This is a genomic window from Catenibacillus scindens (assembly GCF_014202115.1).
In the GTDB taxonomy this organism is placed as follows: Bacteria; Bacillota; Clostridia; order Lachnospirales; family Lachnospiraceae; genus Catenibacillus; species Catenibacillus scindens.
The window spans coordinates 87,380-114,172 of sequence record NZ_JACHFW010000010.1 but is presented as its reverse complement, the minus strand read 5'-3'; the positions used below and the strand labels follow the sequence as shown (position 1 = coordinate 114,172).

At 47.3% G+C, this 26,793-nt stretch carries 30 protein-coding genes; 26 read left to right on the top strand and 4 right to left on the bottom strand.

Annotated elements, in window-relative coordinates; genetic code table 11:
- The first annotated feature begins 54 nt into the window (after nucleotides 1-54).
- From HNP82_RS12215 to HNP82_RS12165, 11 genes are all read left to right on the top strand, one after another.
- Complete coding sequence (locus HNP82_RS12215) at nucleotides 55-1,443, top strand: glycine--tRNA ligase (RefSeq protein WP_183775193.1); 1,389 nt, start codon at nucleotides 55-57, stop codon at nucleotides 1,441-1,443.
- A 109-nt stretch (nucleotides 1,444-1,552) separates the two neighbouring features.
- Complete coding sequence (locus HNP82_RS12210; protein ID WP_183775191.1) at nucleotides 1,553-2,923, top strand: MATE family efflux transporter; 1,371 nt, start codon at nucleotides 1,553-1,555, stop codon at nucleotides 2,921-2,923.
- Nucleotides 2,924-3,410: 487 nt separating this feature from the next.
- Nucleotides 3,411-6,044: a pyruvate, phosphate dikinase gene (ppdK, locus tag HNP82_RS12205; protein WP_183775189.1), complete on the top strand. Its 2,634-nt coding sequence runs from the start codon at nucleotides 3,411-3,413 to the stop codon at nucleotides 6,042-6,044.
- 248 nt (nucleotides 6,045-6,292) lie between these two features.
- Nucleotides 6,293-6,484, top strand: a complete 192-nt coding sequence (locus HNP82_RS12200; protein ID WP_183775187.1) for a hypothetical protein — start codon at nucleotides 6,293-6,295, stop codon at nucleotides 6,482-6,484.
- Nucleotides 6,481-6,822, top strand: a complete 342-nt coding sequence (locus HNP82_RS12195; protein WP_243164754.1) for a hypothetical protein — start codon at nucleotides 6,481-6,483, stop codon at nucleotides 6,820-6,822. Before HNP82_RS12200 ends, HNP82_RS12195 begins: the two co-directional genes overlap by 4 nt.
- Before the next feature lie 120 nt (nucleotides 6,823-6,942).
- Nucleotides 6,943-7,083, top strand: coding sequence for a hypothetical protein (locus HNP82_RS12190; protein WP_183775185.1), 141 nt, complete (start codon nucleotides 6,943-6,945; stop codon nucleotides 7,081-7,083).
- Between the two features lie 78 nt (nucleotides 7,084-7,161).
- The gene (locus HNP82_RS12185) at nucleotides 7,162-7,329 is read left to right on the top strand and encodes a hypothetical protein (RefSeq protein ID WP_183775183.1); all 168 of its coding nucleotides are present in this window, start codon (nucleotides 7,162-7,164) and stop codon (nucleotides 7,327-7,329) included.
- A gap of 14 nt (nucleotides 7,330-7,343) precedes the next feature.
- Nucleotides 7,344-7,718: a TnpV protein gene (locus HNP82_RS12180; RefSeq protein WP_183775181.1), complete on the top strand. Its 375-nt coding sequence runs from the start codon at nucleotides 7,344-7,346 to the stop codon at nucleotides 7,716-7,718.
- A gap of 97 nt (nucleotides 7,719-7,815) precedes the next feature.
- Nucleotides 7,816-8,178 (top strand): response regulator, encoded by a 363-nt coding sequence (locus HNP82_RS12175; RefSeq protein ID WP_183775179.1) that lies wholly within the window; start codon nucleotides 7,816-7,818, stop codon nucleotides 8,176-8,178.
- Nucleotides 8,179-8,271: 93 nt separating this feature from the next.
- Nucleotides 8,272-8,538, top strand: coding sequence for a type II toxin-antitoxin system prevent-host-death family antitoxin (locus tag HNP82_RS12170; protein WP_087212381.1), 267 nt, complete (start codon nucleotides 8,272-8,274; stop codon nucleotides 8,536-8,538).
- Nucleotides 8,539-8,541: 3 nt separating this feature from the next.
- Nucleotides 8,542-8,859, top strand: coding sequence for a type II toxin-antitoxin system RelE/ParE family toxin (locus HNP82_RS12165; RefSeq protein ID WP_183775177.1), 318 nt, complete (start codon nucleotides 8,542-8,544; stop codon nucleotides 8,857-8,859).
- 25 nt (nucleotides 8,860-8,884) lie between these two features.
- Here the strand turns inward: HNP82_RS12165 and HNP82_RS18425 are convergent, their stop codons facing one another.
- Nucleotides 8,885-9,100 carry a MerR family transcriptional regulator gene (locus HNP82_RS18425; protein WP_330599576.1) on the bottom strand — a complete coding sequence of 72 codons (216 nt, stop codon included), beginning with the start codon at nucleotides 9,098-9,100 and terminating at the stop codon, nucleotides 8,885-8,887.
- A complete protein-coding gene (locus HNP82_RS18420) occupies nucleotides 9,097-9,288 on the bottom strand; it encodes a MerR family transcriptional regulator (protein WP_330599575.1) in 192 nt (63 codons plus the stop codon). The genes HNP82_RS18425 and HNP82_RS18420 overlap by 4 nt, the downstream gene beginning before the upstream one ends.
- 306 nt (nucleotides 9,289-9,594) lie before the next feature.
- On the opposite strand from HNP82_RS18420, the gene HNP82_RS12155 reads away from it, so the two are divergent.
- The 3 genes from HNP82_RS12155 (at nucleotide 9,595) to crcB (ending at nucleotide 10,982) form a co-directional block, all read left to right on the top strand.
- Nucleotides 9,595-10,347 (top strand): carboxymuconolactone decarboxylase family protein, encoded by a 753-nt coding sequence (locus HNP82_RS12155; RefSeq protein ID WP_183775175.1) that lies wholly within the window; start codon nucleotides 9,595-9,597, stop codon nucleotides 10,345-10,347.
- 3 nt (nucleotides 10,348-10,350) lie between these two features.
- The gene (locus tag HNP82_RS12150; protein WP_183775173.1) at nucleotides 10,351-10,500 is read left to right on the top strand and encodes a hypothetical protein; all 150 of its coding nucleotides are present in this window, start codon (nucleotides 10,351-10,353) and stop codon (nucleotides 10,498-10,500) included.
- Nucleotides 10,501-10,604: 104 nt separating this feature from the next.
- On the top strand, nucleotides 10,605-10,982 hold the full coding sequence (gene crcB, locus HNP82_RS12145; protein WP_183775171.1) for a fluoride efflux transporter CrcB: 378 nt from the start codon (nucleotides 10,605-10,607) through the stop codon (nucleotides 10,980-10,982).
- Between the two features lie 76 nt (nucleotides 10,983-11,058).
- On the opposite strand, the gene HNP82_RS12140 is transcribed toward crcB, so the two are convergent.
- The gene (locus HNP82_RS12140) at nucleotides 11,059-12,099 is read right to left on the bottom strand and encodes a J domain-containing protein (protein ID WP_183775169.1); all 1,041 of its coding nucleotides are present in this window, start codon (nucleotides 12,097-12,099) and stop codon (nucleotides 11,059-11,061) included.
- Between the two features lie 275 nt (nucleotides 12,100-12,374).
- Between HNP82_RS12140 and HNP82_RS12135 the strand changes: the two genes are divergently transcribed.
- The 7 genes from HNP82_RS12135 (at nucleotide 12,375) to HNP82_RS12110 (ending at nucleotide 21,164) form a co-directional block, all read left to right on the top strand.
- A complete protein-coding gene (locus HNP82_RS12135) occupies nucleotides 12,375-14,822 on the top strand; it encodes a DUF4214 domain-containing protein (protein ID WP_183775167.1) in 2,448 nt (815 codons plus the stop codon).
- A 128-nt stretch (nucleotides 14,823-14,950) separates the two neighbouring features.
- Complete coding sequence (locus HNP82_RS12130; protein ID WP_183775164.1) at nucleotides 14,951-15,814, top strand: HAD-IIB family hydrolase; 864 nt, start codon at nucleotides 14,951-14,953, stop codon at nucleotides 15,812-15,814.
- Nucleotides 15,815-15,934: 120 nt separating this feature from the next.
- Nucleotides 15,935-17,419 carry an AAA family ATPase gene (locus HNP82_RS12125; protein ID WP_183775162.1) on the top strand — a complete coding sequence of 495 codons (1,485 nt, stop codon included), beginning with the start codon at nucleotides 15,935-15,937 and terminating at the stop codon, nucleotides 17,417-17,419.
- A gap of 14 nt (nucleotides 17,420-17,433) precedes the next feature.
- On the top strand, nucleotides 17,434-18,294 hold the full coding sequence (locus HNP82_RS12120) for a LysR family transcriptional regulator (RefSeq protein WP_183775161.1): 861 nt from the start codon (nucleotides 17,434-17,436) through the stop codon (nucleotides 18,292-18,294).
- Nucleotides 18,295-18,509: 215 nt separating this feature from the next.
- On the top strand, nucleotides 18,510-20,501 hold the full coding sequence (locus HNP82_RS12115; RefSeq protein ID WP_183775160.1) for an oxidoreductase: 1,992 nt from the start codon (nucleotides 18,510-18,512) through the stop codon (nucleotides 20,499-20,501).
- Between the two features lie 130 nt (nucleotides 20,502-20,631).
- Nucleotides 20,632-20,835 carry a TetR family transcriptional regulator gene (locus tag HNP82_RS17845; protein ID WP_207720614.1) on the top strand — a complete coding sequence of 68 codons (204 nt, stop codon included), beginning with the start codon at nucleotides 20,632-20,634 and terminating at the stop codon, nucleotides 20,833-20,835.
- Nucleotides 20,790-21,164, top strand: coding sequence for a TetR/AcrR family transcriptional regulator C-terminal domain-containing protein (locus tag HNP82_RS12110; RefSeq protein ID WP_207720613.1), 375 nt, complete (start codon nucleotides 20,790-20,792; stop codon nucleotides 21,162-21,164). The genes HNP82_RS17845 and HNP82_RS12110 overlap by 46 nt, the downstream gene beginning before the upstream one ends.
- Before the next feature lie 57 nt (nucleotides 21,165-21,221).
- On the opposite strand, the gene HNP82_RS12105 is transcribed toward HNP82_RS12110, so the two are convergent.
- A complete protein-coding gene (locus tag HNP82_RS12105; protein ID WP_183775159.1) occupies nucleotides 21,222-21,830 on the bottom strand; it encodes an HdeD family acid-resistance protein in 609 nt (202 codons plus the stop codon).
- Nucleotides 21,831-21,961: 131 nt separating this feature from the next.
- Here HNP82_RS12105 and HNP82_RS12100 point away from each other — a divergent pair, with 131 nt between their 5' ends.
- From HNP82_RS12100 to HNP82_RS12080, 5 genes are all read left to right on the top strand, one after another.
- Nucleotides 21,962-22,117, top strand: a complete 156-nt coding sequence (locus tag HNP82_RS12100) for a hypothetical protein (protein WP_183775158.1) — start codon at nucleotides 21,962-21,964, stop codon at nucleotides 22,115-22,117.
- 125 nt (nucleotides 22,118-22,242) lie between these two features.
- Entirely contained in the window at nucleotides 22,243-23,058 is an 816-nt protein-coding gene (locus tag HNP82_RS12095; protein WP_243164753.1) for an ABC transporter ATP-binding protein, read from the top strand.
- A complete protein-coding gene (locus HNP82_RS12090) occupies nucleotides 23,048-25,084 on the top strand; it encodes an FtsX-like permease family protein (RefSeq protein ID WP_183775157.1) in 2,037 nt (678 codons plus the stop codon). The genes HNP82_RS12095 and HNP82_RS12090 overlap by 11 nt, the downstream gene beginning before the upstream one ends.
- A gap of 7 nt (nucleotides 25,085-25,091) precedes the next feature.
- Nucleotides 25,092-25,778 (top strand): response regulator transcription factor, encoded by a 687-nt coding sequence (locus tag HNP82_RS12085; protein WP_183775156.1) that lies wholly within the window; start codon nucleotides 25,092-25,094, stop codon nucleotides 25,776-25,778.
- Nucleotides 25,765-26,781 (top strand): sensor histidine kinase, encoded by a 1,017-nt coding sequence (locus tag HNP82_RS12080; protein ID WP_183775154.1) that lies wholly within the window; start codon nucleotides 25,765-25,767, stop codon nucleotides 26,779-26,781. The genes HNP82_RS12085 and HNP82_RS12080 overlap by 14 nt, the downstream gene beginning before the upstream one ends.
- Nucleotides 26,782-26,793: the final 12 nt, after the last annotated feature.

Here is a 26,793-nt window from a genome sequence, read left to right as displayed (position 1 = left end):
CTATCCCCGATGGCTGAACTGTTACCATTAGAAAATTGTGAGGTAGAAAAGATTATGGAAAAAACAATGGATAAGATTGTGGCGCTGGCTAAGGCCAGAGGGTTTGTTTACCCTGGTTCCGAAATTTACGGCGGTCTTGCCAATACATGGGATTATGGCAATCTGGGCGTGGAGCTGAAAAATAATGTAAAGCGCGCCTGGTGGAAAAAGTTTATACAGGAAAATCCCTACAACGTCGGTGTGGACTGCGCTATTTTAATGAATCCTCAGACATGGGTGGCTTCCGGACATCTGGGAAGTTTTTCCGATCCACTGATGGATTGTAAAGAGTGCCATGAGAGATTCCGCGCTGATAAGCTCATCGAGGATTATATGGATGAGAAGGGTATTGCCCATGAAGGCTCAGTGGACGGCTGGTCCAATGAAGAGATGATGAGCTTTATCGAGGAGCATCAGATCCCCTGTCCTTCCTGCGGAAAGCACAATTTTACAGATATCCGCCAGTTTAACCTGATGTTCAAGACGTTTCAGGGCGTTACTGAGGACGCGAAAAATACTGTATATTTAAGACCGGAGACTGCCCAGGGCATTTTTGTCAATTTCAAAAATGTACAGCGCACCTCCCGGAAAAAGATTCCTTTCGGCATTGGACAGATCGGTAAATCTTTCAGAAATGAGATCACACCGGGCAACTTTACCTTCCGCACCCGTGAGTTTGAGCAGATGGAGCTGGAGTTTTTCTGTGAGCCGGGGACAGACCTGGAGTGGTTTACTTACTGGCGTCAGTTTTGTATTGATTGGCTGAAATCTCTGGGAATGAAGGAAGAGGAGATGAGAGTCCGGGATCACGATAAAGAGGAACTTTCATTCTATTCCAAAGCGACCAGCGATATTGAGTTCCTTTTCCCATTTGGCTGGGGAGAACTGTGGGGCATCGCCGACCGTACCGATTATGACCTGACACAGCATCAGACTGTTTCAGGGGAGGATATGTCTTATTTTGACGACGCAAAGAAGGAGAAATATATCCCTTATGTCATCGAACCGTCTCTGGGTGCCGACCGTGTCGTTCTGGCATTTTTATGCGGCGCTTACGACGAGGAGGAGATCAGCGAAGGTGACGTGCGCACAGTCCTTCATTTCCATCCGGCCCTTGCTCCGGTGAAAGTGGGTGTTCTGCCTTTGTCTAAAAAGCTGGCCGCCCCTGCGGAAGAGATTTATATGCGTCTTTCAAAGAAATATAACTGTGAATATGACGACCGCGGCAATATCGGTAAGAGATACCGCCGTCAGGATGAGATCGGCACACCCTTCTGCGTGACCTATGATTTTGACTCTGAAAATGACGGATGTGTTACTGTCCGCGACCGTGATACGATGGATCAGGTTCGGATTAAAATTGAAGAGCTGGAAAGTTATCTGGACGAAAGACTGACTTTCTAAAATTTTATTTGCGGGACATGCGCAGGGCTCTGAAGCCGGATGTATGTTCCGCAAATTTTTGTGAATGAAATGAAAAACTTCTCTGCAAATAAGATAACAGGTGGAAAAAATGTTTAATGTAACAAAGAAAGCTGTACCCCCAAAGCTGCTCTTTGATAACAGTGCCTTAAAAAAACTGATCGTTCCGCTGATCATTGAGCAGTTTCTTTCTGTAATGGTGGGAATGGCGGATATTATGATGGTTTCAGCGGCGGGAGAGTCCGCAGTGTCCGGCGTGGCCCTTGTGGATCTGATCAATGTGCTGATCATTAATATTTTTGCTGCCCTGGGTACCGGTGGCGCGGTTGTTGTGGCCCAGCTTCTTGGCGCCCGCCAGGAAGACCGTGCCCGCCAGGCGGCCAACCAGCTTGTTTATATCACAGCATTTATCGGTATTGTGATGATGGCAGCGGTATGCCTGTGGCGGGTTCCACTTCTCCATCTTCTTTTCGGAAGCACAGAAAAGTCTGTGATGGACAGCGCGCTGATTTATTTTCTGATCTCCGCTTTTTCTTACCCTTTTATCGCGGTTTACAACGCGGGAGCGGCGCTCTACCGGGCCCAGGGAAATTCAAAGATTTCCATGTATATTTCCGCGTTAATGAATGTAGTCAATATTTTCGGAAACGCGTTTTTTGTCTTTGTCCTTCATAGGGGAGCTGACGGTGTGGCGGCCTCGTCCACGATTTCCAGAGCTATGGCGGCGGTGATCGTCATTGCCCTGCTCCACAAAAAGTCTCAGAAGATTTATGTGGAAAAACTTCTGCGCTTTCGCATTGACCGACGGATGATCGGGCGGATTTTATCTATCGGCGTCCCAAATAGCCTGGAAAACAGCTTTTTCCAGTTAGGGAGGGTGCTGCTGGTCAGTATGATCTCCGTATTTGGAACGACCCAGATCACCGCCAACGCGGTGGGCAATAACCTGGCCGCCTTCTGTATTTTGCCGGGGCAGGCTATGGGACTGGCCATGGTCACAGTCATCGGCCAGTGTGTGGGAGCTAACGATTTTGATCAGGTCCGCTACTATTTTAAACGGTTGATGAAGATGACTTATATTATGATGTGGATACTGAACGCGGCCCTGTTTCTCATACTGCCGCTGATTTTGTCCGCCTACAATATGTCGGAAGACACTTACCATCTGGCGGTGATCCTTATATGTATCCACAATATTTCGGCAGTATTTTTATGGCCCCTGTCCTTTACAATGCCTAACGCCCTGAGGGCTGCCAACGACGTCCGCTTTCCCATGTGCATCTCTATTTTTTCCATGCTGGTGTTCCGGCTGGGATTCAGTTATATTATCGGCGTTATGTTTAACTACGGGGCCATCGGCGTGTGGATCGCCATGGTCATCGACTGGGTGTTCAGGGTCGTCTGCTTTTCCTTCAGGGTGCGAAAAATCCTGTGGAAATCTCCGCCTTTAAGCCGGGCGTAAATACAGCGGCGGTTTGCCCGCTCATTACTGACGGCAGCAGCGGTAAAGCCTGAAAAACAGGCAGAATTGCCAGTGGGGCGTGAGGGGAGCGGGAATAGTAACCTCAGCGGCCGAAAAACTGTAAAATAATATAAAAAAAATTTGAAATATCCTATGTAACTGTGTTATAATATCCACGAAGCAGTGAGCCGGGCAGATTCCTATGCCCGGCGGCGATTACGGTATTTTATATGGTCACGATTTTTTGCTTCTGCCGATGCAAAAGTTTCACTTTTGGACGCCAGAAAAGGAAGAAAGGAACCATATATTATATGAAGCGTCATAATAAGTTTTATTATGACGTTTCATGCGCCGGTTTTTGCTGCGCAAAGCGCAGATCTTTCCTTGCAAAAATCGTGCGCATCCCCCCGGAGGGTTTATAGCAAACGACAGATATATTTGTCGTTTGCTATAACAAATAAAATACATTTTAGGAGGAATAAAACAAATGGCTAAGAAATGGGTTTATTTGTTTAGCGAGGGTAACGCATCCATGCGTGAACTCCTTGGAGGTAAAGGCGCAAACCTTGCTGAAATGACAGGCCTGGGTCTTCCTGTACCACAGGGCTTTACCATCACTACAGAGGCTTGTACTCAGTACTATGAGGATGGCCGTGAGATCAACGATGAGATTCGTGGTCAGATCAACGAGTACATCGGCAAGATGGAAGAAATCACAGGAAAGAAATTTGGTGACAGCGAGAATCCTCTTCTTGTTTCCGTTCGTTCCGGCGCTAGAGCTTCCATGCCTGGTATGATGGATACAATCCTCAATCTTGGTTTAAATGAAACAGTTGTTAATGTTATCGCTGAAAAGTCCGGAAATCCTCGTTGGGCATGGGACTGCTACAGAAGATTTATCCAGATGTATTCCGACGTTGTAATGGAAGTTGGTAAGAAATATTTTGAAGAGCTTATCGACGAAATGAAAGCTAAAAAAGGCGTAACATATGACGTTGAGCTGACAGCAGACGACTTAAAAGAACTTGCTTCTCAGTTCAAGGCTGAATATAAAGAAAAGATCGGCTCTGACTTCCCGGATGATCCAAAGGAACAGCTTATGGGCGCTATCAAAGCTGTATTCCGTTCCTGGGATAACCCACGTGCTAATGTTTACCGCCGTGACAACGATATCCCATATTCCTGGGGTACTGCTGTAAACGTACAGAGCATGGCATTCGGTAACATGGGTGATGATTGTGGTACAGGTGTTGCCTTCACACGTGACCCGGCTACAGGCGAGAAGAAACTCATGGGTGAGTTCCTTATTAACGCTCAGGGTGAGGACGTTGTTGCTGGTGTTCGTACACCTATGCCTATCGCTAAGATGGAAGAAGAGTTCCCTGAAGCATACGCTCAGTTCGTAGAAGTTTGCAAAACTCTTGAAAATCATTATAGAGATATGCAGGATATGGAGTTCACTGTTGAGAACAAGAAACTCTATATGCTCCAGACACGTAACGGTAAGAGAACAGCTCAGGCCGCTTTAAAGATTGCCTGCGACCTTGTTGACGAGGGCATGAGAACCGAAGAAGAAGCTGTAGCTATGATCGACCCACGTAACCTTGACACACTTCTCCACCCACAGTTTGACGCTGCCGCATTAAAGGCTGCCACACCTTTGGGCAAAGGTCTCGGCGCTTCTCCTGGTGCTGCCTGCGGTAAAGTTGTATTTACAGCAGACGACGCTGTAGAATGGGCTGAGAGAGGCGAAAAGGTTGTTCTTGTTCGTCTTGAGACATCTCCTGAGGATATCACAGGTATGAAATCTGCTCAGGGTATCCTTACTGTTCGCGGCGGTATGACAAGCCATGCAGCCGTTGTTGCCCGTGGTATGGGCGAGTGCTGTGTATCCGGCTGCGGCGATATCGTTATGGATGAAGCTAACAAGAAATTTACTCTTGGCGGCAAAGAGTTCCATGAAGGCGACTGGATCTCCATTGACGGTTCCACAGGTAACATTTATGATGGTCAGATTCTAACTGTAGATGCAAAGATCGCCGGCGAGTTCGGCCGCATCATGGCATGGGCTGACAAATATAGAACAATGAAAGTCCGCACAAACGCTGATACTCCGGAAGACGCTAAGAAAGCCCGCGAGCTGGGTGCTGAAGGTATCGGTCTGTGCCGTACAGAGCATATGTTCTTCGGTGAAGGCAGAATCGACGCTTTCCGCGAGATGATCTGTGCTGAGACAGAAGAAGAGAGAGAAAAAGCTCTCGCTAAAATTCTTCCATATCAGCAGAGTGACTTTGAAGCTCTCTATGAAGCTCTTGAGGGCAACCCGGTAACTATCCGTTTCCTTGATCCTCCTCTTCATGAGTTCGTTCCGACAGATGAAGAAGACATTAAGAAACTGGCTGACGCTCAGGGCAAGACTGTTGAGCAGATCAAAGCGATTATTGATTCTCTCCACGAGTTCAACCCGATGATGGGTCATCGTGGATGCCGTCTTGCTGTAACATATCCTGAAATCGCTAAGATGCAGACAAGCGCTGTAATCCGCGCGGCAATCAATGTGAAGAAGGCACATCCAGAATGGAATGTAGTTCCTGAGATCATGATTCCGTTAGTAGGTGATGTTAAGGAATTGAAATATGTTAAGAAGTTTGTTGTTGAGACTGCTGACGCTGAAATCGCCGCTGCAGGTTCCGATCTTAAATATGAAGTTGGTACAATGATCGAGATCCCAAGAGCTGCCCTTACAGCCGATGAGATCGCAAAAGAAGCTGATTTCTTCTGCTTCGGTACAAACGACTTGACACAGATGACTTACGGCTTCTCCCGTGATGACGCTGGCAAGTTCTTAAACGCTTACTATGATGCTAAGATCTTCGAAAATGATCCATTCGCTAAACTTGACCAGGTTGGCGTTGGCAAGCTGATGAAGATGGCTATCGACTTAGGAAAACCTGTGAACCCGAACCTTCACGTAGGTATCTGCGGCGAGCATGGCGGTGACCCAAGCTCTGTTGAATTCTGCAACAGCATTGGTCTCAACTATGTATCCTGCTCACCATTCCGTGTACCTATCGCAAGATTGGCAGCAGCACAGGCAGCTATCAAAAGTAGGGAGGCTTAATCTTTCCTTTGATTTACCGCTATCTTTTGAGCAAGCGGCAGCCTATCGAAAGGCTAACGGGCAGTATGTTCGTAAAAATCAATGGAGGGAAACAACCATTACTGCGTTGATAGACCTTGAATAGAAACTAAATGAAGATAAGCGTATCATTAGAGATAGTGATACGCTTATTTTTTTGCCAAGATTGCACATTTGAGCTGCTCTCCATTCCTACATATAATGAGAGTGAAGAAACGGAGGTGGCTCATATGAGAGAACAGAAATTCCACATTTATCTGGATAGCCACGAAAGGACAATCCTGCTACATAGCCTTGTGGAACTGAAAAATCAGCTTCTTGCGCAAGGCAGATATGCGGACTGCGTTGACGAACTGATTTTTAAGGTCACGGGCGCACCGCTGAAAAGACTCAAAGTACAACACGATTGCGGGAGGGTATGATGGATGGCATAGAATTTAAAGAATTGTTTAAGGTGGCTGTGGAAACACTGAGGGAAAAGACGATTACTCCGCTGTTGGAAGCAGACACAACCTATCAGGAGGACTCTGATAATGAGGGGATTGCGGAAATGAACTATCTCCAGTTGGATTTGACGGAGGAACAGCGGAAAGTCTGTAACCGCCTGCTTGAGTGCCGGGACAAGCAAGATATTGAGTATGCTACCCACGCATATATCGCAGGATTGTATGACGCTTTTCAGATAATGGCAGTGCTGTTCCCTGATAAGTGGGACATAGATGACATACGGGAGCTGCTTGCAGCGAAAGTAAACAACTGAATATTGAGGATTTTACATAGCCGATTGGTATCAAAGCCAGTCGGCTTTTTTGCGTTCTGCGGAACTTTACATAGCCACCCTGACAAGGTGGCTAAATTTATGCGAAAGGAGGACGCATCTATGTCAAACTGCAAAGGACAGAGAGAAAGCGGTGGCTCTGGCAGTGAAGATGAACGCCAAAGCGGACGGGAGCAAAGGAAAAAACAACGCCGACAGACTGAAAGCGGCAAAAAATCTGTTACCGCTTCGGCGGCTACATAGGGGAACGGGTATTTTCCGCAAAGGTGCTGAAACACCCTTGCAGGAAAAACGCCTGCCCTCTCAAAGAAAGGAAAGGCTATGGGAAAATATCACTTGTATCTTAGCGAGGAAGAAAGGCAGCTTGTTCTCCACGCTCTGATTGACTTCTGCAACAAGTTACTTGCGGCGGGCAGATATACGGACTGTGTGGACGAGCTGCTGATAAAGGTCATGTACGCAAAGACGAAAAAGATAAAAATACGGTAATGGCGGGAATGACAATGGCAAAATCAATCTTTGAACAGTTGGGCGGCGCTTATGAACAGCAGGGGGATTATCTTCTCCCCTGCCTATCCTTACCCGCCGAAAAAGAACAGCCCATAGGCGTATGGGGGCAGCGGCATTTGCGGTATCTGAAAGAATATCGCAGAGCCACCTACATAACCCTGCTCACAAGCGGAAGGTTGAACGCTTACCTTGCCGACATCGACAGGCAGGCGCAGGAGCGCATGGAAAGGCTCACAGAACAGATGAAACGGGCGCAGGGTATCACGGAACAGCTAAAGGCGGAAAACGCCTTAGAATGGGTACAGAGAATGAATAACATACGGGCGTGTGCGAGGGAGATTGTGGAGAGGGAAATTATCTTTGCATAGGTGTGTAAGGCGGTGGGAAAATATCTCCATCGCCTTTAGAATGGTCTTCAATTCTTTTTCAATCTTCTGTGATATAATGATACTACGGAGGTGCTAAATGAAGATTTTATTAGTTGAAGATGAAAAAAGAATGGCGCAGACTCTTTGTGAGATACTGCGCTTAGAAAAATATGAAGTGGATTACTATGAAGATGGAATATCTGGTCTGGACGCTGTAGAGAGTAATATTTATGATATTATTATTTTAGATGTAATGCTGCCGGGATTAGATGGTTTTAAAATCGCAAAAAAGGCAAGAAAAAAAGGTATCCGGGCTCCAATTCTCATGCTGACTGACCCGGACGCTGCGGCGGTGTCAATGGTATGGAGCTATATCGGGGAGCTGGTATTTAACATGCTCGTCTTAGTCGGGGTGGTCAAAATGGCAGACCGTGTTGTCCGTGAAATGATGGGCTTGTAATTGTAAATTTTTCTGCGCATATTGACTCAGTGGCATAAAATGAGTATAATATGGTTAGAATACTACTACCAAATACAAACGGGAGGTGTGGCTATGAATATTCGTCCATCCGCAGCAATCCGCCAGAATTACAATGAGATTGCAGAAATGTGCAGAAAGACCGCAGAGCCGGTATTCCTTACCAAGAATGGCGAGGGAGATTTAGTCGTTATGGATATTGAAACTTACAACCGCAGGGAGAAGATGCTGAAACTCCGTGAGGAACTGCTTGCGGTTGAGGAGGACAGAATGGCGGGAAGAACTGGCTGTACGCTTGAAGAACTTGACGCTTATCTTGATGAAGTGATTGCAGAGGTATAGCGTATGGTATCAAACAGCAAGTACAAAGTCATTGTTTCCGACAGAGCAAAAAGAATGTTGGGGACGCACATCCGCTTTATGGCGCAGGTCAATAAAGAGGCAGCAGCTGCAAAGAAAAAAGAGATTATGGCAGCGATGCGCTCTTTAAAGCAGATGCCACAGCGTTTCCCCTACTTTGAGGAACTGTATATCACGCCAAATAAATATCACAAGATGTTCATTGAGAAGTGGTATCTTGTCCTTTATCAAATCCAAGACGATACGGTCTATGTAGAATATATCCTTGACTGCCGCAAGGATTACAGTTGGCTTATCAAATAACAACAGAATATCAGAATGAAAATCGTCACTTGACTGCAGGTGGCGATTTTTTTATGCTTATATAGGGGCGTTTTCCAGACAGAACCTCGTCGTAAAAATTCTGCTTCCAGCGAATGTAGTCGATACTGTCTTCCAACTCTTTTATGGATGCGTTAAGCGCCTCCTGTTTTTTTGTCAGCATTTCTTTTCTCTGAGGGATTGTCGATTTTCCTTCAAGACACATCTCAAGATAAGTTTTCATTTCCTGTATGCTAAAACCACATTTTTCAGGCAGGTAAGATCCCTGATCCAGCGGACAGTCTTTTCGTCGAAAATCCTGCGGTTATTGGCGTCACGCAAAACGCCGGGGATCAGCCCCTCGTTACAGTAATATTTTAAAGTCTGGTAAGTAATATCCAATTCTCTGCATACCTGCATCATTGTGTACATGTTACATTTATCCTTTATTTCCGCGGACAGCGAGCCAAGCGGACGCGCTGGCGCGTCCACTTGGCGAACGCCGCGAGAGTCAAATACCCCGCCTCTTGGGGCGCAGCTAGCTTGATGCCCTGTTGTTTGTAGCGGGGTATATGACTTTTTTTAAATACCTATTGACCGGTAGTAACTATCGTAATTTATAATCGGTTACAAGAAGCGGTTGAAACAATCGTATTGTAGTATAAAGACAAAAAAATTGCAAGTAAAATGTCAGAGTTTAGTTGAAGGCGTCGGCCTAATATGAAAAGGAGTGTTTTTATGGACAGCAATACACAGATGAAAGCTCAGGATATTTTTAGAGAAACGTGGGAGAAGCTGGTTCACAGCGATCCGGAATTTATTGAGATTACCGCCAGTTTTTCCCAGACAGAGGCGGTGCAGGAGAGCAGACTGACAGAAAAAGAACGCTTCCTCTGTATTCTTTCAGCCCTGCTTGGCTGCCAGGGAATGGGAATGTTTCGCAACGTCCTCCATCAGGCCATAGATCTGGGGATTGATCCTGTGGCTGTTAAAGAAGTTATTTATCAGGCGGCGGCTTATCTTGGACTTGGCCGGGTTCACGATTATCTTGTGGCGGCGGACCAGATCATGGAACAGCATGGCATAAGTCTCCCTCTGGAACCCCAGGGAACGACAGATGAACAGACCCGGTTTGAAAAGGGACTGGAAAAGCAGGTCTCTTTATTTTGCGAGGGGATGGCAAAGCGCCAGACCGACGCACCACCTCTTCGCCGCAATATTAACCGGTGGCTGGCAGACAACTGCTTCGGCGATTATTACACCCGAAAGGGACTTAATGATCAGGAGAGGGAAATGATCACCTTTTGTTTTATTTTGGCCCAGGGCGGCTGTGAAAATCAGCTTCGCGGACATACGGCGGGCAATTTAATGGCGGGCAACAACAAAGAGAAATTATACAGCGCTGTAGAACAGTGTATGCCCTATGTTGGCTATCCCCGCTCCCTGAACGCTATGAACATTATTGATGAAATTTGCAAAGATGAACAGTAGCGGATGGAGGAAAATTTTAACATATGGGATTTTGCTCTCAGTGAAGAAGATATGGCCGCTATGGCCGCCCTTGATCTGGGTCACAGCGAGATCATCGACCACAGTGCCGCTGAAACGGCAAAGTTCCTGAATAGCTGGAAGATTCACGACTAAAAATGCTGCATTATGAAAGGTTCTGGCAGGGTTTAGCGGCATAGATGACCTTTAAAAATTGGGCAAGTTATGATAAAATGATTCCAAAAAAGCAGGTGATAAAGATGATAGAATGTCTCATTGTAGGGATCGGCGGATTTGCCGGCTCAATCCTGCGGTATTTGATCGGGCTGATCCCGGTGAGGGAGACATGGATATTTCCGGTAAAAACTTTTGGAATTAACGTGGCCGGAGCCTTTATTATAGGTGTGATTGCCGGGGCTGTTCTGAAAAAAGGAGACCTTGATCCAAGACTTGTGCTGCTTGTGAAAGTGGGGATATGCGGAGGATTTACAACATTTTCCTCTTTTGCCCTGGAGACTTTTGATCTTATAAAGGCCGGCAATGGACTCACAGCTTTGGCCTACGGCGTATTCAGCGTGGCTGCGGGCATCGCGGCTGTGTTCGCGGGGGAGTGGGCAGTTACTTCCATATCCCGCTAAAGTACCGCGCAAAGGAGGCCGGAGGACGCTCAGGGGACAGGGTACTGTGCTGTCCGCCCCGTCGGTCGCAAAACTTTCACAGCAGCGCTTTGTATCTGTCCAGCAGCGCCTGGATCTGGAGAGTAATGTTTTCTGGCATTGTTCCGGTATGAGGGAGAAATCTGATCCATAGGCGAAGCTCTTTATAGCCGGAACTTTTGTTTTTTAAATGATAAGACGAATTAGTATGAGAGTGAGAGGATTTTGCAGAAGGCTTTTGGGCTTTGTGGCTGCGGTTCTCTTTTTGGATTGCCTGGATTTTTACCTGAACCCGCCTCTGTTCAAAAAGGGGAATGATAATATAATACAAACGGTCATCATGAAAGGACAGGTATCCCAGTTGGGCGCCGGCCCTGTTTTTTAGATAAAGCCGGTGATCCTGGATTCTGGAAGGAAAAAGTATCTCGCCGTCTTCCAGTGATACAGAGAGGGAGGCTTCCAACATGGCGGCAACATAAAAAACAGGGGCACCGTCATCTTTGGACGGGGAGATTTTGGCCAGTTTTTCCAGCCAGGGCAGGGCGTCAATGTACTGCTGGGCCAGAAGATAGGCAAGCTGGGCCTGATATTTCTGGCGAAGAGCAGGGGAAGGGCGTGAATCCCTCTTTTTGCTTCGTTCGGCGCGGTCAAGGAGTTGTTTGCTGCACTGGTAAATACTTAGCAAAAAGAGAGGAAAATCTTCATCGGCTGTCCAGAGATATTTTCCCCAGGCGACGGTGAAGTGTCCGACAATCCGGCCCTCGTCATCGTGGACGTTGTGAAGAATTTCCCGCTCACAGTAAGCCTGGGGATTTTCCGGGGCATCCCAGTGACGGACCGGATCCGCCCAGTGCTTTGCTTTGCCCTGGCATTGTGAAGATCTTTTGGAAAAATAGCCTTGGCCAGCCTCATGAATGTTGCAGGAATTCCGCAAAAGATCATAGGCGGCAGTGATTTCATGAACATTGTATGGATAAGATGATTCGGGAAAAACATCTGGATGAACCTGGCGCATGAGCTGACGGTACCGTTTCTTTATTTCATTTTTAGGGGTCCCGCGGGGGATTCCGAGAATTTTAAAAGCCTGATCAAGAGTCATATCTGTGTATCCTTTATATTTTTCTCTATTTTAAAAATAATTTTATCTGCTGTCAATTCCTACCTGAAATGTGGTTATGATTCACAGTCCGATTTGAAACAGTTATCCAACCTTCTTCCGAGAATGCTTGACGAATTTGTGTATCTGCGTCAAATCGGCTGTGAATAATAACAAAATGTTACAAAAAATTTCTCCTCAAAAATGTCCGCATGTTGAAAAGGCTACTGGCCAGATATACAATAAAGAAGTAACTTTTTTAATGAGGAGGAGAGTTTATGAGAGGAAAAATGATTAAAGGTATGCTTGCCAGTGTCCTTACTGTCTCTATGGTTTTAGGCGGCGGTACTGGCGTCTGGGCCAGCGCGCCTCAGACAGAAGCGGCGCAATCAGAGTCTGCGGCAGAAACAATAACTCCTGAATCCGTACCGGCTGAATCCGTACCGGAGAGCGTCGCAGAGGAAAGTGTCGAAAACCAGAGCGCTGTACCGGAGAGCGTCACAGAGGAGAGTGTAGAGGCTCAGAGCGCTGTACCGGAGAGTGTCGCAGAGGAGAGTGTAGAGGCTCAGAGCGTTGTACCGGAGAGTGTTGCAGAGGAAACACAAGCGCCGCAGCCACAGAGTGAATCGGCTCCTTTAGAGAGTGAAGAAGTGCTTTTGGATTCGTTTGCGGGAAGTTCAATGGAGGCAGCAACATCTGTAAATCTGGGAACTACATATAATGGTTCGGTATCCAAAGCCCAAAAAGATAATTATTACAAGTTTACCCTTAATGCTTCCGGACGGTTGACCGTTAACGCTTTCGCCAAGGTTAGGACAGTCCATTATTTCATTTATGACGCATCGGGGAAAGAACTTTATGATAAATATCACGGTTGGGATGAAACTGCCGGCCAAAGTTCAGTTACCAAAACTTTTGACCTGACCAAAGGCACTTATTACTTTGTTGTTAGTTATAGCTCAGGTGAGGGAAATTATTCCTTTAATTTGTCTTTGACCAGTGCCAATGAGAGTTTTACTGAGACTGGCAACGGAACGAATAATACCTTTGAAAGTGCCAGCCCGATTTCCTTAAATACAGAATACAAAGGTCTGATTGCTGAAAATGATGATCTGGACTATTATAAATTTACAATTCCGTCTTCCGGAAGGATTACCAATAACGCCATCGGAAAAATGGACCGGATCCATTATCTGATCTATGATACTTCCGGGAAAAAACTGTATGATAGATATTTTTATGATGATTCTGTAACCGGACAGAGCAGTGTCAGCGAAAATATTGATCTGACCAAAGGTACCTACTATTTTGCCGTCGAAAGTAACGCCTATACGGGAGAATACAGTTTTACACTCAAGTTTACCAGTGCCAATGAAAGTTTTACCGAAACCGGCAATGGCAGCGATAATACCATGGCAACGGCCAGAAATATTTCCCTTGGTCAGACCTATAACGGCCAGATTGCGGTCAATGATACCGTTGATTATTACAAATTTACAGTGCCGGCAACGGGAAAATATATTCAGAAAGCTACAGCTTACATGAATAGGGCGGATTACTATATTTATGATTTAAACGGTAAGTCGGTTAATCACAGCTATGAATATTGGGACAGTGATCTTGGCTACAGTTCAATCAGCAGAGAAATTGAGCTTGAAAAAGGAACCTATTATTTTGTAGTTAAAAATACCAGCTATCACGGTAATTATTCCTTTAGCCTGTCTCCGTATACAGATGTTACAGGCGTTAGTTTGAATCAGTCGAAGGCTACATTAACTCAGAAGGGCCAGACACTTCAGTTAAAAGCTACCATTCTTCCTCAAAACGCAGTAAACCAGGACGTAGAATGGACCACTTCCGATTCTTCTGTGGCGAAAGTAGATGGCAACGGACTTGTTACCGCAGGTAATGCGGGAACCGCGACGATTACTGTAAGAACAAAACAAAATGACAAAACTGCCAGTTGTGTAGTTACTGTTTACAATATTTCGACAGAGGGAACTTCCGGTTTCGTAACCCGCCTGTATACCACATTGTTAAAGCGTGATCCGGATCTTAACGGACATGCTTCATGGGTAAAGGTACTTGAAAACCACCAGGATACCGGAGCGGGAGTTGCCTGGGGCTTTGTATTTAGTACAGAGTTAAAGAACAAGAATTTAAGCAACACTGAATTTGTTACCCGTCTTTATCGCACATTCCTTGACCGGGAAGCTGATGCGGCCGGTCTGGCAAGTTGGGTGAAGCAATTGGATAATGGTATTTCACGGGAGATGATCTTTAAGGGATTTGCCGAGTCTCAGGAATTTACCGCCATTTGCCGTTCCTATGGTATTGACAGAGGAAGTGTCAATCTGACAGAGCCAAGAGATCAGAACGCCGGAGTGACTATGTTTGTATTCCGCTGTTATCAGAAAGCATTGGGGCGTAATGCGGATACAAGTGGATTAAATAACTGGGCGGAAGTTCTGCTGTCGCGCAGAGAGAGTCCGAAGCAGGTTGCTCACGGATTTATCTTCTCTCCGGAAATGAACAGTAAGAATCTGTCCAATGAAGAATTTATCAAAGTTCTTTACCGGGTATTTATGGACCGCGAAGCAGATGCCGCAGGACTTCAGTCCTGGATTCGGGTGCTGGAGCAGGAAGGAAAGGACAGAGAGCATGTCTTTAATGGCTTTGCGGATTCACCGGAATTTCAAAAAATTGTTGCCTCTTACGGATTATAATAAAGTGGGCGCCGCCTGTACAGTAATGTCAGGCGGCGCTCTTTTTTCCGGCTGGTTGTAAAAGTGAGAAAAATAGATTATACTGACAAACAGTGAGACTTATAAAACCCTAAGGACAGGAGGCATTTATGATCAAATTACTTGCTGTGGATATGGACGGAACATGTTTAAATAAAAAGAGTGAGGTGACTGACAGGACTATGGAGGCTCTCAGGCTGGGAGCAGGCCGTGGTCTGATCATCGTACCCACAACAGGGCGCAATCTCTATTGTCTGCCGCACCGTTTGTCAGAAGGAATTCTGAGAAAAGGGGACGGGGAGGATGGAGAGAAAAACCGGGATCTGTACCGCTATGTGATCACCAGCAATGGCGGGCGGGTTCTTGATCTCAAAAAGAAAAAGACACTGTACCGGGCTATGCTTCCTAAGGTTACGGCCCTAAACATCCTGAAAGACAGTCGGGATATTCCTCTTGGAATTGCGTCCCACATGAATAACCGCTATCTGATTCAGGGACATGTGTTTGCCTGGATGGGGCGCAGGATTTACGGCAGAGACGCCATCGGGGTCTGCTGCGTCAAAGATATGGCGTCGGTGATCCGAAAAAGCCGCCATGAGGTGGAGGAACTTCAGCTTTATTTCGCGGCTCCCGGCGCAAGGAAAAAGACAAAACGCGTTTTAAGGGGGTACAGTGAGATCAGCGCAGCTTATTCAGGAATCTATGTGGAAATTTTTTCAAAAAACGCCTCCAAGGGCCGGGCACTTGCCATGCTGGCTCAGGGCCTGAACATTAAAAAGGAAGAGATTGCCTGTATTGGCGACAGTGAAAATGATTTGTCTATGTTTGACGTGTCCGGTCTGAAAATTGCTATGGGGAACAGCATTCAGGTGCTGAAGGAAAAGGCCGATCATGTGGTTAGAACCAATGACCAGGACGGAGTGGCTCAGGCCATTGAACAATATATCCTGCCCGGAGTTGGAGAATGGCAATAAAAGTTTCCAAAAGCATCTGAAAGTATGGTATGATGAAGTCAAATCTCCCACTGCAGGCAGCGGGGGAATAAGATCAATCATGGAATGAAGTCCATTAAGATACACGAAGGAGAGAACAATATGCCAGTATTTGATTTCAGCAATGAACCGGAGGAGAAAGATGACGCTCAGTGTACCTATACTGTAGTGCGTTCCAGTGCGCCTCAGGCGTCCCCCCAGAAACCGCTGCTGCTTTTAGATAACCGGGAAAAAGAGTGGAAGCATCACTCCTGCGGCTTCTTTGCCAGCCCCACCCGGCGGACAGCCTTTAATTTTGACGATGACAACGGCAAGATCAGCGCAGATATTTTGCAGGTGGACGCCCGGTTTGTCAGCCTGATTCGGTGGCTGGGGGATAACCATATTAAAGTGCGCCTGTCGGGGAAAAATACAGATGAGGGCTACGGCGTCTATAAGATCCGGGAACTGACCCATGGGGCAGGGACAAAGCTCTCTGCATCCGATGGCTTTTTGCAGTTTATGATCGGCAGGCTGCTGGCCAGTGCCCCACCGGAGGAAGAAACGGACGAGGATGATGACGAAGATGTCAACGGCGACGATATGCGGCTGACAAGTCTGCAGAGTATTACCGATTTTCTTACATGTGCGGGAAAAACTTTGCCGGACACTATCCGCCTGTGGGCTTACCGGAACCTGTCTGTGGCCAAGTCCAACGAGGTGACTTTGGAGGAGCGGCGCCATGCCCAGCGTGCCCTGTCTATCATGTTGAATATCCAGTGGAAAAGCAATTACTTTGAGCCTATTGATCCGGTGGAGGCCCGCCGTATTCTTGACGAAGAATTGTACGGTATGGAGCGTGTAAAGCAGCGGATCATTGAAACTGTCATTCAGATCAACCGTACCCACACTCTGCCGGCCTACGGTATTTTGCTGGTGGGCCCTGCCGGGACGGGAAAATCCCAGATTGCCTATGCGGTGGCAAGGATCTTAAAGCTGCCATGGACAACTCTGGATATGAGTTCTATCAACGATCCGGAACAGCTTACAGGAAGTTCCAGAATTTATGCCAACGCAAAGCCGGGAATTATTATGGAAGCCTTTTCCATGGCAGGAGAGTCCAACTTGGTATTCATTATTAATGAGCTGGATAAGGCTGCGTCTGGGAAAGGCAACGGCAACCCGGCCGACGTGCTGCTCACCCTTTTGGATAATCTCGGCTTTACCGATAACTATATTGAGTGTATGATCCCTACAACCGGGGTTTACCCCATTGCCACGGCTAATGATAAAAGTCAGATCAGCGCCCCTTTAATGTCCCGTTTTGCGGTGATTGAAATTGAAGATTACACGCCAAAAGAGAAGAAAATTATTTTCTCCAGATATGCCCTGCCGAAAATTTTAAAGAGGATGGGATTAAAAGAGCAGGAATGTCAGATTACCGATGAAGCGTTGGACGCTTTAGTGACAAAATATGTGACCACCTCCGGCATCCGCGATCTGGAGCAGGCGGCGGAGCATATGGCGGCCAACGCCCTGTATCAGATCGAGGTGGATCATGTGTCTTGCGTGACATTTGATTTGGAGCAGTTAAAGCGGTTGTTTTAAACCGAGGGCAGAAGATGAATACAAAAACTTTGACAGAATTTCAGGCGGTTTATGAGAACCAAAGCATTCACAAGGCGGCCCGGCAGCTTTTTATCACGCCTCAGGGCCTTGGAAAAAATATCCGCCAGTTAGAAGAAGAACTTCATACCCAGTTATTTGAGCGGACGAAACAGGGGGTTTTGCCTACAGCCAGCGGACGGCTTCTTTATAAAAAGTCAGCAGATATTCTGCGTCAGCTAAGACAGGTGGATCATGAGATCCAGCAGCTTAAATTTCAGGACAGCCGGCTGAGGATCGGCTGCGCTTACGGCGTTTTTAATATGCTGCCTATGCAGAAACTTCTTGATTTTATCCAAAATCATCCAAAAATCGCAGTGGAATATTATGAATATTCCAACGAGGAGATCCGCCGTCAGATTCTCGATGCCCGGCTGGACTATGGGATCATAGTGGGAAGGTCCGATGAACGGGATTTTCTGGAAAAAAAGCTGGCGGCCTGTCCGGTGGTTGTGCTTGTCTATGAAGGACATCCCCTGTATGACGCCGGGGAAGTCCCCATTGCCCGGCTTGAAGGTGAAAAACTTTTGTCTATGAACGAAGCCTTCTGGATCTGTCAGGAAATGATCCGCCGCTGCCGGGAGGCCGGTTTTGAGCCGGAGATCATTGCTAAAAGTGTGGATGGGATTGTTCTGCAAAAGCTTTGTTCCCAGAAAATTGGTCTGGCCATTGTGCCGGAGGTGGTTGTCGGGGAACTCAATATGACCAATCTCCGGGCTATCCCCTTAAAAGAAAGGTTTTTCTGGGAAATTTACGGGATATGCTGTCATGACGCCAAAGCGTACATGTCTGTCCGCCTCTTTGACGAGGCATTGTAGATTTTGGCCGGTGCGCTGTAAAAAAGAAGTTGCTATTTGGAAACCGCCTGTTTGTATGAAAAACATCCGCAGGTTTAGTATAATGTACATAATGATGGTGAGATTAAATTAAAATTTGACCTCATGATATAAGTGTCAGAAGGTCATGCCAATTGTCTCTGGCGCAGACAGGTATGATTTTGGGACGCAAAAACCCGAAAAGAAGGAGGATGTTTATGAAGTACAAAAAGCTGTTTACGCCGGTAAAGATCGGTTCAGTGGAGATTAAGAACCGTTTTGCCATGGCGCCCATGGGGCCTCTTGGACTTTCAGATTCAGAGGGCGGTTTTAACCAGAGGGGCATCGACTATTATGTGGAGCGGGCCAAAGGGGGAACCGGGCTGATCATCACAGGAGTAACCTTTTCTGACTGCAAGGTGGAAACCCAGAGTATGCCTAACTGTCCAAATTCCACATACAACCCGGTGCATTTTATCCGGACGGCCAGAGAAATGACAGAGCGCATCCACGCCTATGGAAGTAAGATCTTTTTAATGATGTCCGCGGGCTTTGGCCGGGTGACGATTCCCACAAATCTTGGGGAGTTTCCGCCGGTAGCGCCCTCGCCTATACCTCACCGCTGGCTGGATAAAATCTGCCGTCCCCTCGAAGTGGAGGAGATTAAAAGTATTGTGAAATCCTTCGGCGATGGGGCTTACAATGCCAAGCGGGCCGGATTTGACGGTGTGGAGATCCATGCAGTCCATGAGGGATATCTTCTGGATCAGTTCGCTATTTCCATGTTTAATCAGAGAACTGATGAGTACGGCGGCTCTCTGGAAAACCGTCTCCGCTTTGCCAGAGAGGTTTTGGAGGAGATTAAGTCCCGGTGCGGTGACGATTTCCCTGTAGCCTTGCGCTTTAGTGTAAAGAGCATGATCAAAGACTGGCGGGAGGGCGCTCTCCCCGGAGAAGTTTTTGAGGAAAAAGGCCGTGACATCCAGGAAGGTCTTGAGGCGGCGAAACTGCTTGTTTCCTACGGCTACGACGCTTTGGATACCGATGTGGGAACCTATGATGCCTGGTGGTGGAATCATCCGCCGATGTATCAGGAAAAGGGACTTTTCAGGGTTTACTGCAAGATGGTCAAAGAAGTGGTGGACGTTCCTGTGCTGTGCGCCGGCCGTATGGACGATCCGGATATGGCCTTAAAATCTCTGGAAGACGGCGACTGCGATATCATTAACCTGGGACGGCCACTTCTTGCCGACCCGGATTACGTGAACAAACTCCGGTGCGGACATACCGATGAGATTCGTCCATGCATTTCATGTCAGGAAGGCTGTATGGGCCGTATTCAGGAATATTCCATGATCAATTGCGCGGTGAACCCTCAGGCGGCCAGAGAGCGGGCGACTGCCTATGAGCCAATATTAAAGAGCAAAAAGGTCATGATCGTGGGCGGCGGCGTAGCCGGATGCGAGGCTGCCAGAGTGCTGGCCACCCGCGGCCATAAGCCCCAGGTGTTTGAAAAATCATCAAGGCTTGGCGGCAATCTTATTCCGGGAGGCGTCCCTGATTTTAAGGAAGATGACCACGCCCTGGCCAGATGGTATGAAGTACAGCTTCGCAAATTAAATGTTCCGGTATATTTAAACTATGAAGTGAAAAAAGAGGACGTGTTAAATAGCGGCTATGACGCTGTGATCATCGCCACCGGCTCTTCACCGAAAGTCTTTTCTCTGGGAGATGACGCCCATGTCTACACAGCAGCACAAGTCTTAAATAGAGAAAAGGATTGCGGCGGTACCACTGTTGTGGTGGGCGGCGGACTTGTGGGCTGCGAGACGGCCCTGTGGCTGGCAAAACAGGGGAAAAAGGTAACGATCGTGGAAGCTTTAGACCGTCTGATGGCGGTGAACGGGCCGTTGTGTCATGCCAATAAAGATATGCTGGAACGTCTTGTGCCTTATAACGGCATTGAGGTGGTGACAGGGGCCAAAGTCACCGGATTTAAGGACGGCGTCCTGACGGTCAAGATTGCGGGGGAGACAAAGGAGATATCCTGCGAAAGCGTGATCCTCTCTGTTGGCTACCGGGAGGAAAATTCCTTGTACCATGAACTAGAGTTCGATGTGCCTGAGATTTATCTTTTAGGCGACGCCAGGAAGGTTTCCAATATTATGTACGCCATCTGGGACGCCTTTGAAGTGGCGAATCACCTTTGACTTGCCGTTTCCTATAATTCGCCACTTGTGCAGGAAGTAAAGATATACTAAAATAGTGATGTCAGGGTCATTATGCAGATTTGGCCCTGGCATCATTATTTTTATTACATATATCCACCAGGGGGCTTACATGAGAGAAGATATGAAGACGCTCATTGCGGACACATTTTCCAGATTGCTGGAAAAAGAGAATATTGACAAGATCACTGTAAAGCGTCTGATCGAGGAGTGCCATATTTCCAGGCAGACCTTTTATTATCACTTTAAGGACATTATGGATGTGCTTGAGTGGGCTTCGGCCGTTCGGCCATGGAGATGGCCAGGCGCAGCCTGAAGGAAGAAAATCACAGGGAGGCGATCAAGGTATTTGTCTCCTTTGTCAAGACCCATCGAAATAAGCTGAGAAGACTTCAGTATTCTAAAAACTGGAACCAGATTGAAAGGCTGTTCTTAAAATCAACAGTTCTTTTTCTGGAGCAGATCATGAAGGAGAAGTTTCCCGATCTTAAAATTACTTATGAGAACCGGAACGTTTTACTTAATTTTTACGCCTGCGGCATGGCGGGGATACTTTTGGCTTATACCGGGGAAGAGGAAGAGGAGGATGAAAAGTTTATTTCTCAGATAGACTGGATCATTTCCAGGACGATGATCCGGGAGTAAAAGATGAAGGGGGACAGGCGGCCCCCTTCGGGACAGGCTTTCTGCCAGATGAAAGCTTTATATCCCGCCTGTACCGGGATATTTGATTTCCTGCATACTGATGGCTTCAATGAGAAGGACGATACCTGTCAAAATCAGGTAGGCGGCTAAAATATAATTCAGCGCCAGAGCGGATATAAAAGGGAGAAGGATAAAGATGACCGCCAGGATAATATTTAAAATGCCGCTGAAAGTCAGAGATCCTGTATGGGGGATACCGAAATATTTAAGCCTTGAGGAGAGCGACAGCTTCTGGAAGCCGGAAAACAGCAGCACAAAGGCAAACATGAAGGTGATCACCTGGACGGTCAGCGTCAGAGGCATGATCATTATAAGGACGCCCATGAGAACGTTTAATATGCCTGAGAGCAGCAGCGTATAGTCCCTGAAATAATAAGTCATTGACGAAAAGGCGATAAAGTGGTAAATGCCTACGATAATAATGGCGGCGGCAGCCAGGTACTGGATGACGATAAAGATCCTTACCGGAAAAATGGCTGTGAGTATGCCGGCAATTATAAGGATGGCGGCGATAATAAAATAGATGGCGCGGATTTTTTTTCGCCGGCTGTTCCACCGATCAATAAGTTCCTGTACATAATCAAAATTTGAATCAAACCATTTCATAACCTGAGACTCCTTTCTTTTTGTTTCTGATTGTATTATAAGTAATTCTTCCCATGATTTCCATGGGTAATCCTTCTGTTTTGTCTTTACAAAATTTCAAATCTGTCAGGTTTTATGGCAAATTTTTAAATATGAAAGATGTGAGATGTAATAAGCCTGTGGGCTTTGGCAAAAGCCAGAGGGGAAAGGAGGACTTTTGTATGGGTAAAGACTATGGCCCCTTTGCCGTAAAATTAGACGAGATGGAAGAGCAATGCAGGAGACTTATGGGAAGAGTGCGGCTCTGAGAAAACAAAGGCGCGGCAGTCAGAGGAAAACTTACACTACCTGTAAGTGGATATCTCCATACGCCTTTGATACAATAAACCTATCAAAAGGAACAAAAGTTTTAGTTATGGAGGTAAGAATAGATATGAATATGATGAATCATAGGGAACAGAAGGCACCGGCAGACAGCGGCCGGGTTCTGGAAGTGAAAAATATTACAAAGACCTATGGCGTAGGGGATAATGAGACAAAGGCCCTTAAAGGCATTACCTTTGACGTTTTGAAAGGGGAATTTCTGGGGATTATGGGGCCCAGCGGATCGGGAAAAACCACTCTGCTCAACACCATTGCCACCATGATCCGGCCCACTTCCGGCAAAGTCCTCCTTGAGCGCCAGGAACTGGGGCGGTTTAAAGACCGGGAGCTGGCCGATTACAGGGGAAAGAAGATCGGCTATCTTTTTCAGGACTTTGAACTTCTTGATAATATGACGGCAAAAGAGAATATACTCCTTCCTCTGTCCCTCCACGGCATTACGGGAAAGGCGGCGGCGGACCCTCTGGAGACTCTGGCCCGCCAGTTAGACATTGAAGATGTGTTAAATAAATTTCCATCCCAGATGTCCGGCGGACAAAAGCAGAGGGTGGCAGCGGCACGGTCGCTTATTGGGAATCCCAGCATTTTGCTGGCTGACGAGCCTACGGGAGCTTTGGATACGAAAAACTCAAGGACATTGATGGATCAGCTCTCTAAAATTAATCAGACGATGGGGATCACCATCATGATGGTAACCCATGACGCCAGCGCTGCCAGCTATTGTTCCAGAATCCTTTTTATCCAGGATGGCCAGCTTTTCCATGAGCTTCGCAGAAATGTGGAAAGTGAGCCCAGAGAGGTTTTTTATGAGCGGATTATCACCGTGCTGACACAGTTGGGAGGAGGGAGCGCTCATGTTCTTTAAACAGATTTTCAGAAATGGGAGAAAAAATATTAAAAATAACGGCCTGTTTTTCGGCTCCCTTGTGGCGGCTGTTGTGGCTTTTTACACCCTTTTATCTATGGGCGAGCAGGACGTTATGCGTTTTTTAAGAACAATGGAAAGCGACGCCGTGCAAAAGCTGATGATGCTCATTCCCGCCATCTATGTGGTGTCATTGTTTTTTGTATTCTTTCTCGTCTATTTTGCCTGCGCCTACCAGTTGGATGGGCGGCGGCGGGAACTCGGCATGTACCTTATGCTTGGCATGAAACGCAGCCGTATGTTTGGGATGCTTATGGGAGAGACGGTTTTTAACAGCGTCATCGCGTTAGTTATCGGCCTTCCCGTGTCGCTGATTCTGACCGAGTGCGTCAGTCTGGCCACAGCCAGAGGCATCGGCATGGGGATCATCGGCCATAAATTTTCCCTGTCTCTGACAGCAATACTGTGGACGGTGGCAGGTTTTCTCGCAGTTCAGCTCATCGCCATGTTTTTGCTCAGCATCCGTTTTGTCCGCCAGGAGCCGGCGGCGCTCCTTAAATCCGATGTGTCTGAAACTCAGAAGCTTCCAAAGACGGGAAAGGTGGGGGTGGCTATCGCTGTTGCAGGTATGGTCATGCTGGCGGCGGCTTATATCCTTTCTATACAGCAGATGGGGATCTTTTCCTATATCGTCCTCATCCCTGTCCTGATCCTTGGCATCTGGGGAACTTTTTGGCTGTACAAAGGCATGGGAGCCCTGATTGGGCGGCGGATTATGAAAAAAACTATGTCCCGGTCCGGCCTTTATACGTTCACCGGCCGTCAGATCCAGGAAAATGTTCTTCACCAATACAAAGTTCTGGCAGTGGCATCCCTTCTTTTGCTCCTTGCCATCGCCTGTGTATCCTACGGCATCGGCGTCGCTTTTGGACGGGGAGCGGAGTCGGGCCACAGCGCGGATTTTACCATTACAGATACGGACCAGGATGTGGCGGAGGAACTTCTTTCCGGGGACAGCGCCTGGATGATCAAAGACTGCTATGCAATGCGCCTTGGACATATGGATATAGACAGCCATACCTATAATGCCGAAGGGATGTATAAGGCTATATCGGGACAGCCTCAGTCCGATATTAGAGATAATATTCTTGAAAATATCCAGGGGCGGATAGATTATTTTATTGCCGAGAGCAGTTATAACCGGCTTCTTGCAAGTCTCGGAAAAGAACCCTTAGATCTTGGAGAAAACAGGGCGGCCATGTATACGTCCATGAGCGGCAGCGATTTTCAGTCGATTTTAGCAGGCGCTTTAAAAGACGGGGCCAGTATTGAAATTGACGGGAAAACCTATGAACTCCTGCCGGAACTCTACACGGATAATGTTGTTGCGGACCGCCAGATTACATTGTATAATGCTTATATTGTTGCCGATGAGGTCTACGACAGCCTGGTGACAGACCCGGAAGAGATTTTTGCCTATAATCTGTCTCTCTCCGATGCTCTGGTTGAGGAATCGGGACTGATGCAGGCAATTTTAGAGATGGGACAGGTTCTTGACAACTGCGGCCTCCACTATGAAAGCTACCTGGCCGGTATAGGGCGCAACCTTTTTTACACTGTGGCGGGAAGTTATATTACCATATATCTTGGAGTACTCTTTCTGATCATCGCCAATACGGTGATCAGCCTGAAATATCTTATCTGGCAGAGAAAGAATCACGGGCGCTATATGACCCTTTTAATGCTTGGAGCCCGGAAATCGGAACTGGCAAGGTCAGCCGTCCGGCAGATGTACACCTTTTTTACCCTTGTGCTTTCGGTTACGGCAGTGAGCGGCGTCTTTGCGGTGTGGTGCCTGTTTACAAACTTTACCCGGCTCCCGGCCAATGCGTCCATGGTTCACGTCCTTTCCGCTGCGGCGGTGGCATTTGCGGCCTTTGTCGTGATTGAGTGTATATACATGGGAGTGATCCGCAGGGCTACAGGCCGGGCTATCGGGGCGCTGGATATTACAGACAGGAGATGACAGTAATTTGAGCAGGATTATCATTGTGGAAGACGACGAGTTTCTCAGGGAAGAAATGGAACATACTTTTAAAAAGCTTGGGTACGATATTCCTTCAGTCAGAGATTTTTCAAAAGACCTGGCGCCGGTGATTTTAGAGTTGGCGCCGGATCTGGTGATACTGGATGTAAACCTTCCGGGAACAAGTGGCTACGATTTGTGCCGCTGGCTGAAAAGCCGCACCGCCATCCCGGTGCTGATCCTCACCGCCAGGGACACATTAAACGACGAACTTCACGCTCTGGGACTTGGCGCCGATGATTTTCTCACAAAGCCCTGCCCTACAGACCGGCTGACCGCCCGGGTCCGCCGCCTTTTATCCACCTACGCGTCCATGAATAATCTCCTACGCGCCGGGGATCTTACCCTGGACCTGGACACATGCCGTTTAAGTTTTAAAGATCAGTGGATGATCCTTCCGGAAACCGAAGCCAAAATACTGGCGGCCATTATCCCGGATTTTCCGGAAGCGGTATCTTATAGCAGGATCTGCGAAAAAGTGTGGGGAAATATGGAGTACCTGGATGAAAATATCCTTTCAGTGAATATTGCCCGCCTTAGAAAGCATCTGACCGCCATGGGACTGAAAAATGTGATCCAGAATGTCCGTGGAAAAGGGTATCGGCTGGAGGTGTCCGGATATGAAGAAGTCTAAAAAAAAATCAGGGATGATAAAGCCGGCCCTTGGCCTGATGGCATTGACCGATGTGTTTTTCTCTTTTCTTGTGTATATTGCGTCGCCAAAAACCTTTGGCGTTATGACAGCGGTGATTGTCCTTTTTTCTGCGGCGGTTTTGACCGTCCTGTATCTTTTGGAACAGTCATCGGAGAAAAAGCGGCTTTTCCGGGCATGGAACTATCTCGAAAAAAAGGACGAGGATTCTCTGGAACGGTTCCGGGCGGTTATGCCCGGCGGATGGCCGTTATGGTGCAGGGCCCTGGCCGATGAGCTTTCCCGCCAGCAGTCCGCCATTGAGGACGGCCAGTACGAGCTTAAAGATTACGAGGAGTTTATTGAGCAATGGACCCATGAGATAAAAACGCCCCTGTCCCTGACTGAGCTTGTGCTGAGCAATCACAGCGATGAGATGTCCCCATATGTCCTTGGGCGTCTTCGCCATGTCCAGTACCAGATCCGCTCGGATGTGGATCGTATTCTTTACTATGCCAGATCCAAAGCGGATCATATGGATTACAGATTTGAGACAGTCTCTCTCTCTGAGGCCCTCCTTGAAGTTACAAAAAATTTCAGCGGCATGATCCAGGAGCGGGGGCTGGCCGTCAATGCCGGAGGCGAAGATGTGTCTGTAATGACGGACCGGAGAATCCTTTTATTTATCCTGTCCCAGATTTTAAGCAACGCCGTGAAATATACTCCGGCACAAGGCGGTGTGATTGATATCCGTACCTGGGAGACTGTGGAAAATGATGAGAAAAGCGTTCATCTTAAAATCTCGGACAACGGCCCCGGCGTGCCGCCCCAGGATCTCCCGTTTATTTTTGATAAAGGATTTTGCGGAAGCTCACCGGACCGCCAGCACTCCACAGGCATGGGGCTGTATCTTGTAAAAAAGTACGCGGCCCTCATGGCCATGGACATCCGCACCATAGATGTACAGCCCCACGGATTTGGCATTGAACTTATATGGAAACTTTAAAAAGGAAAGGAA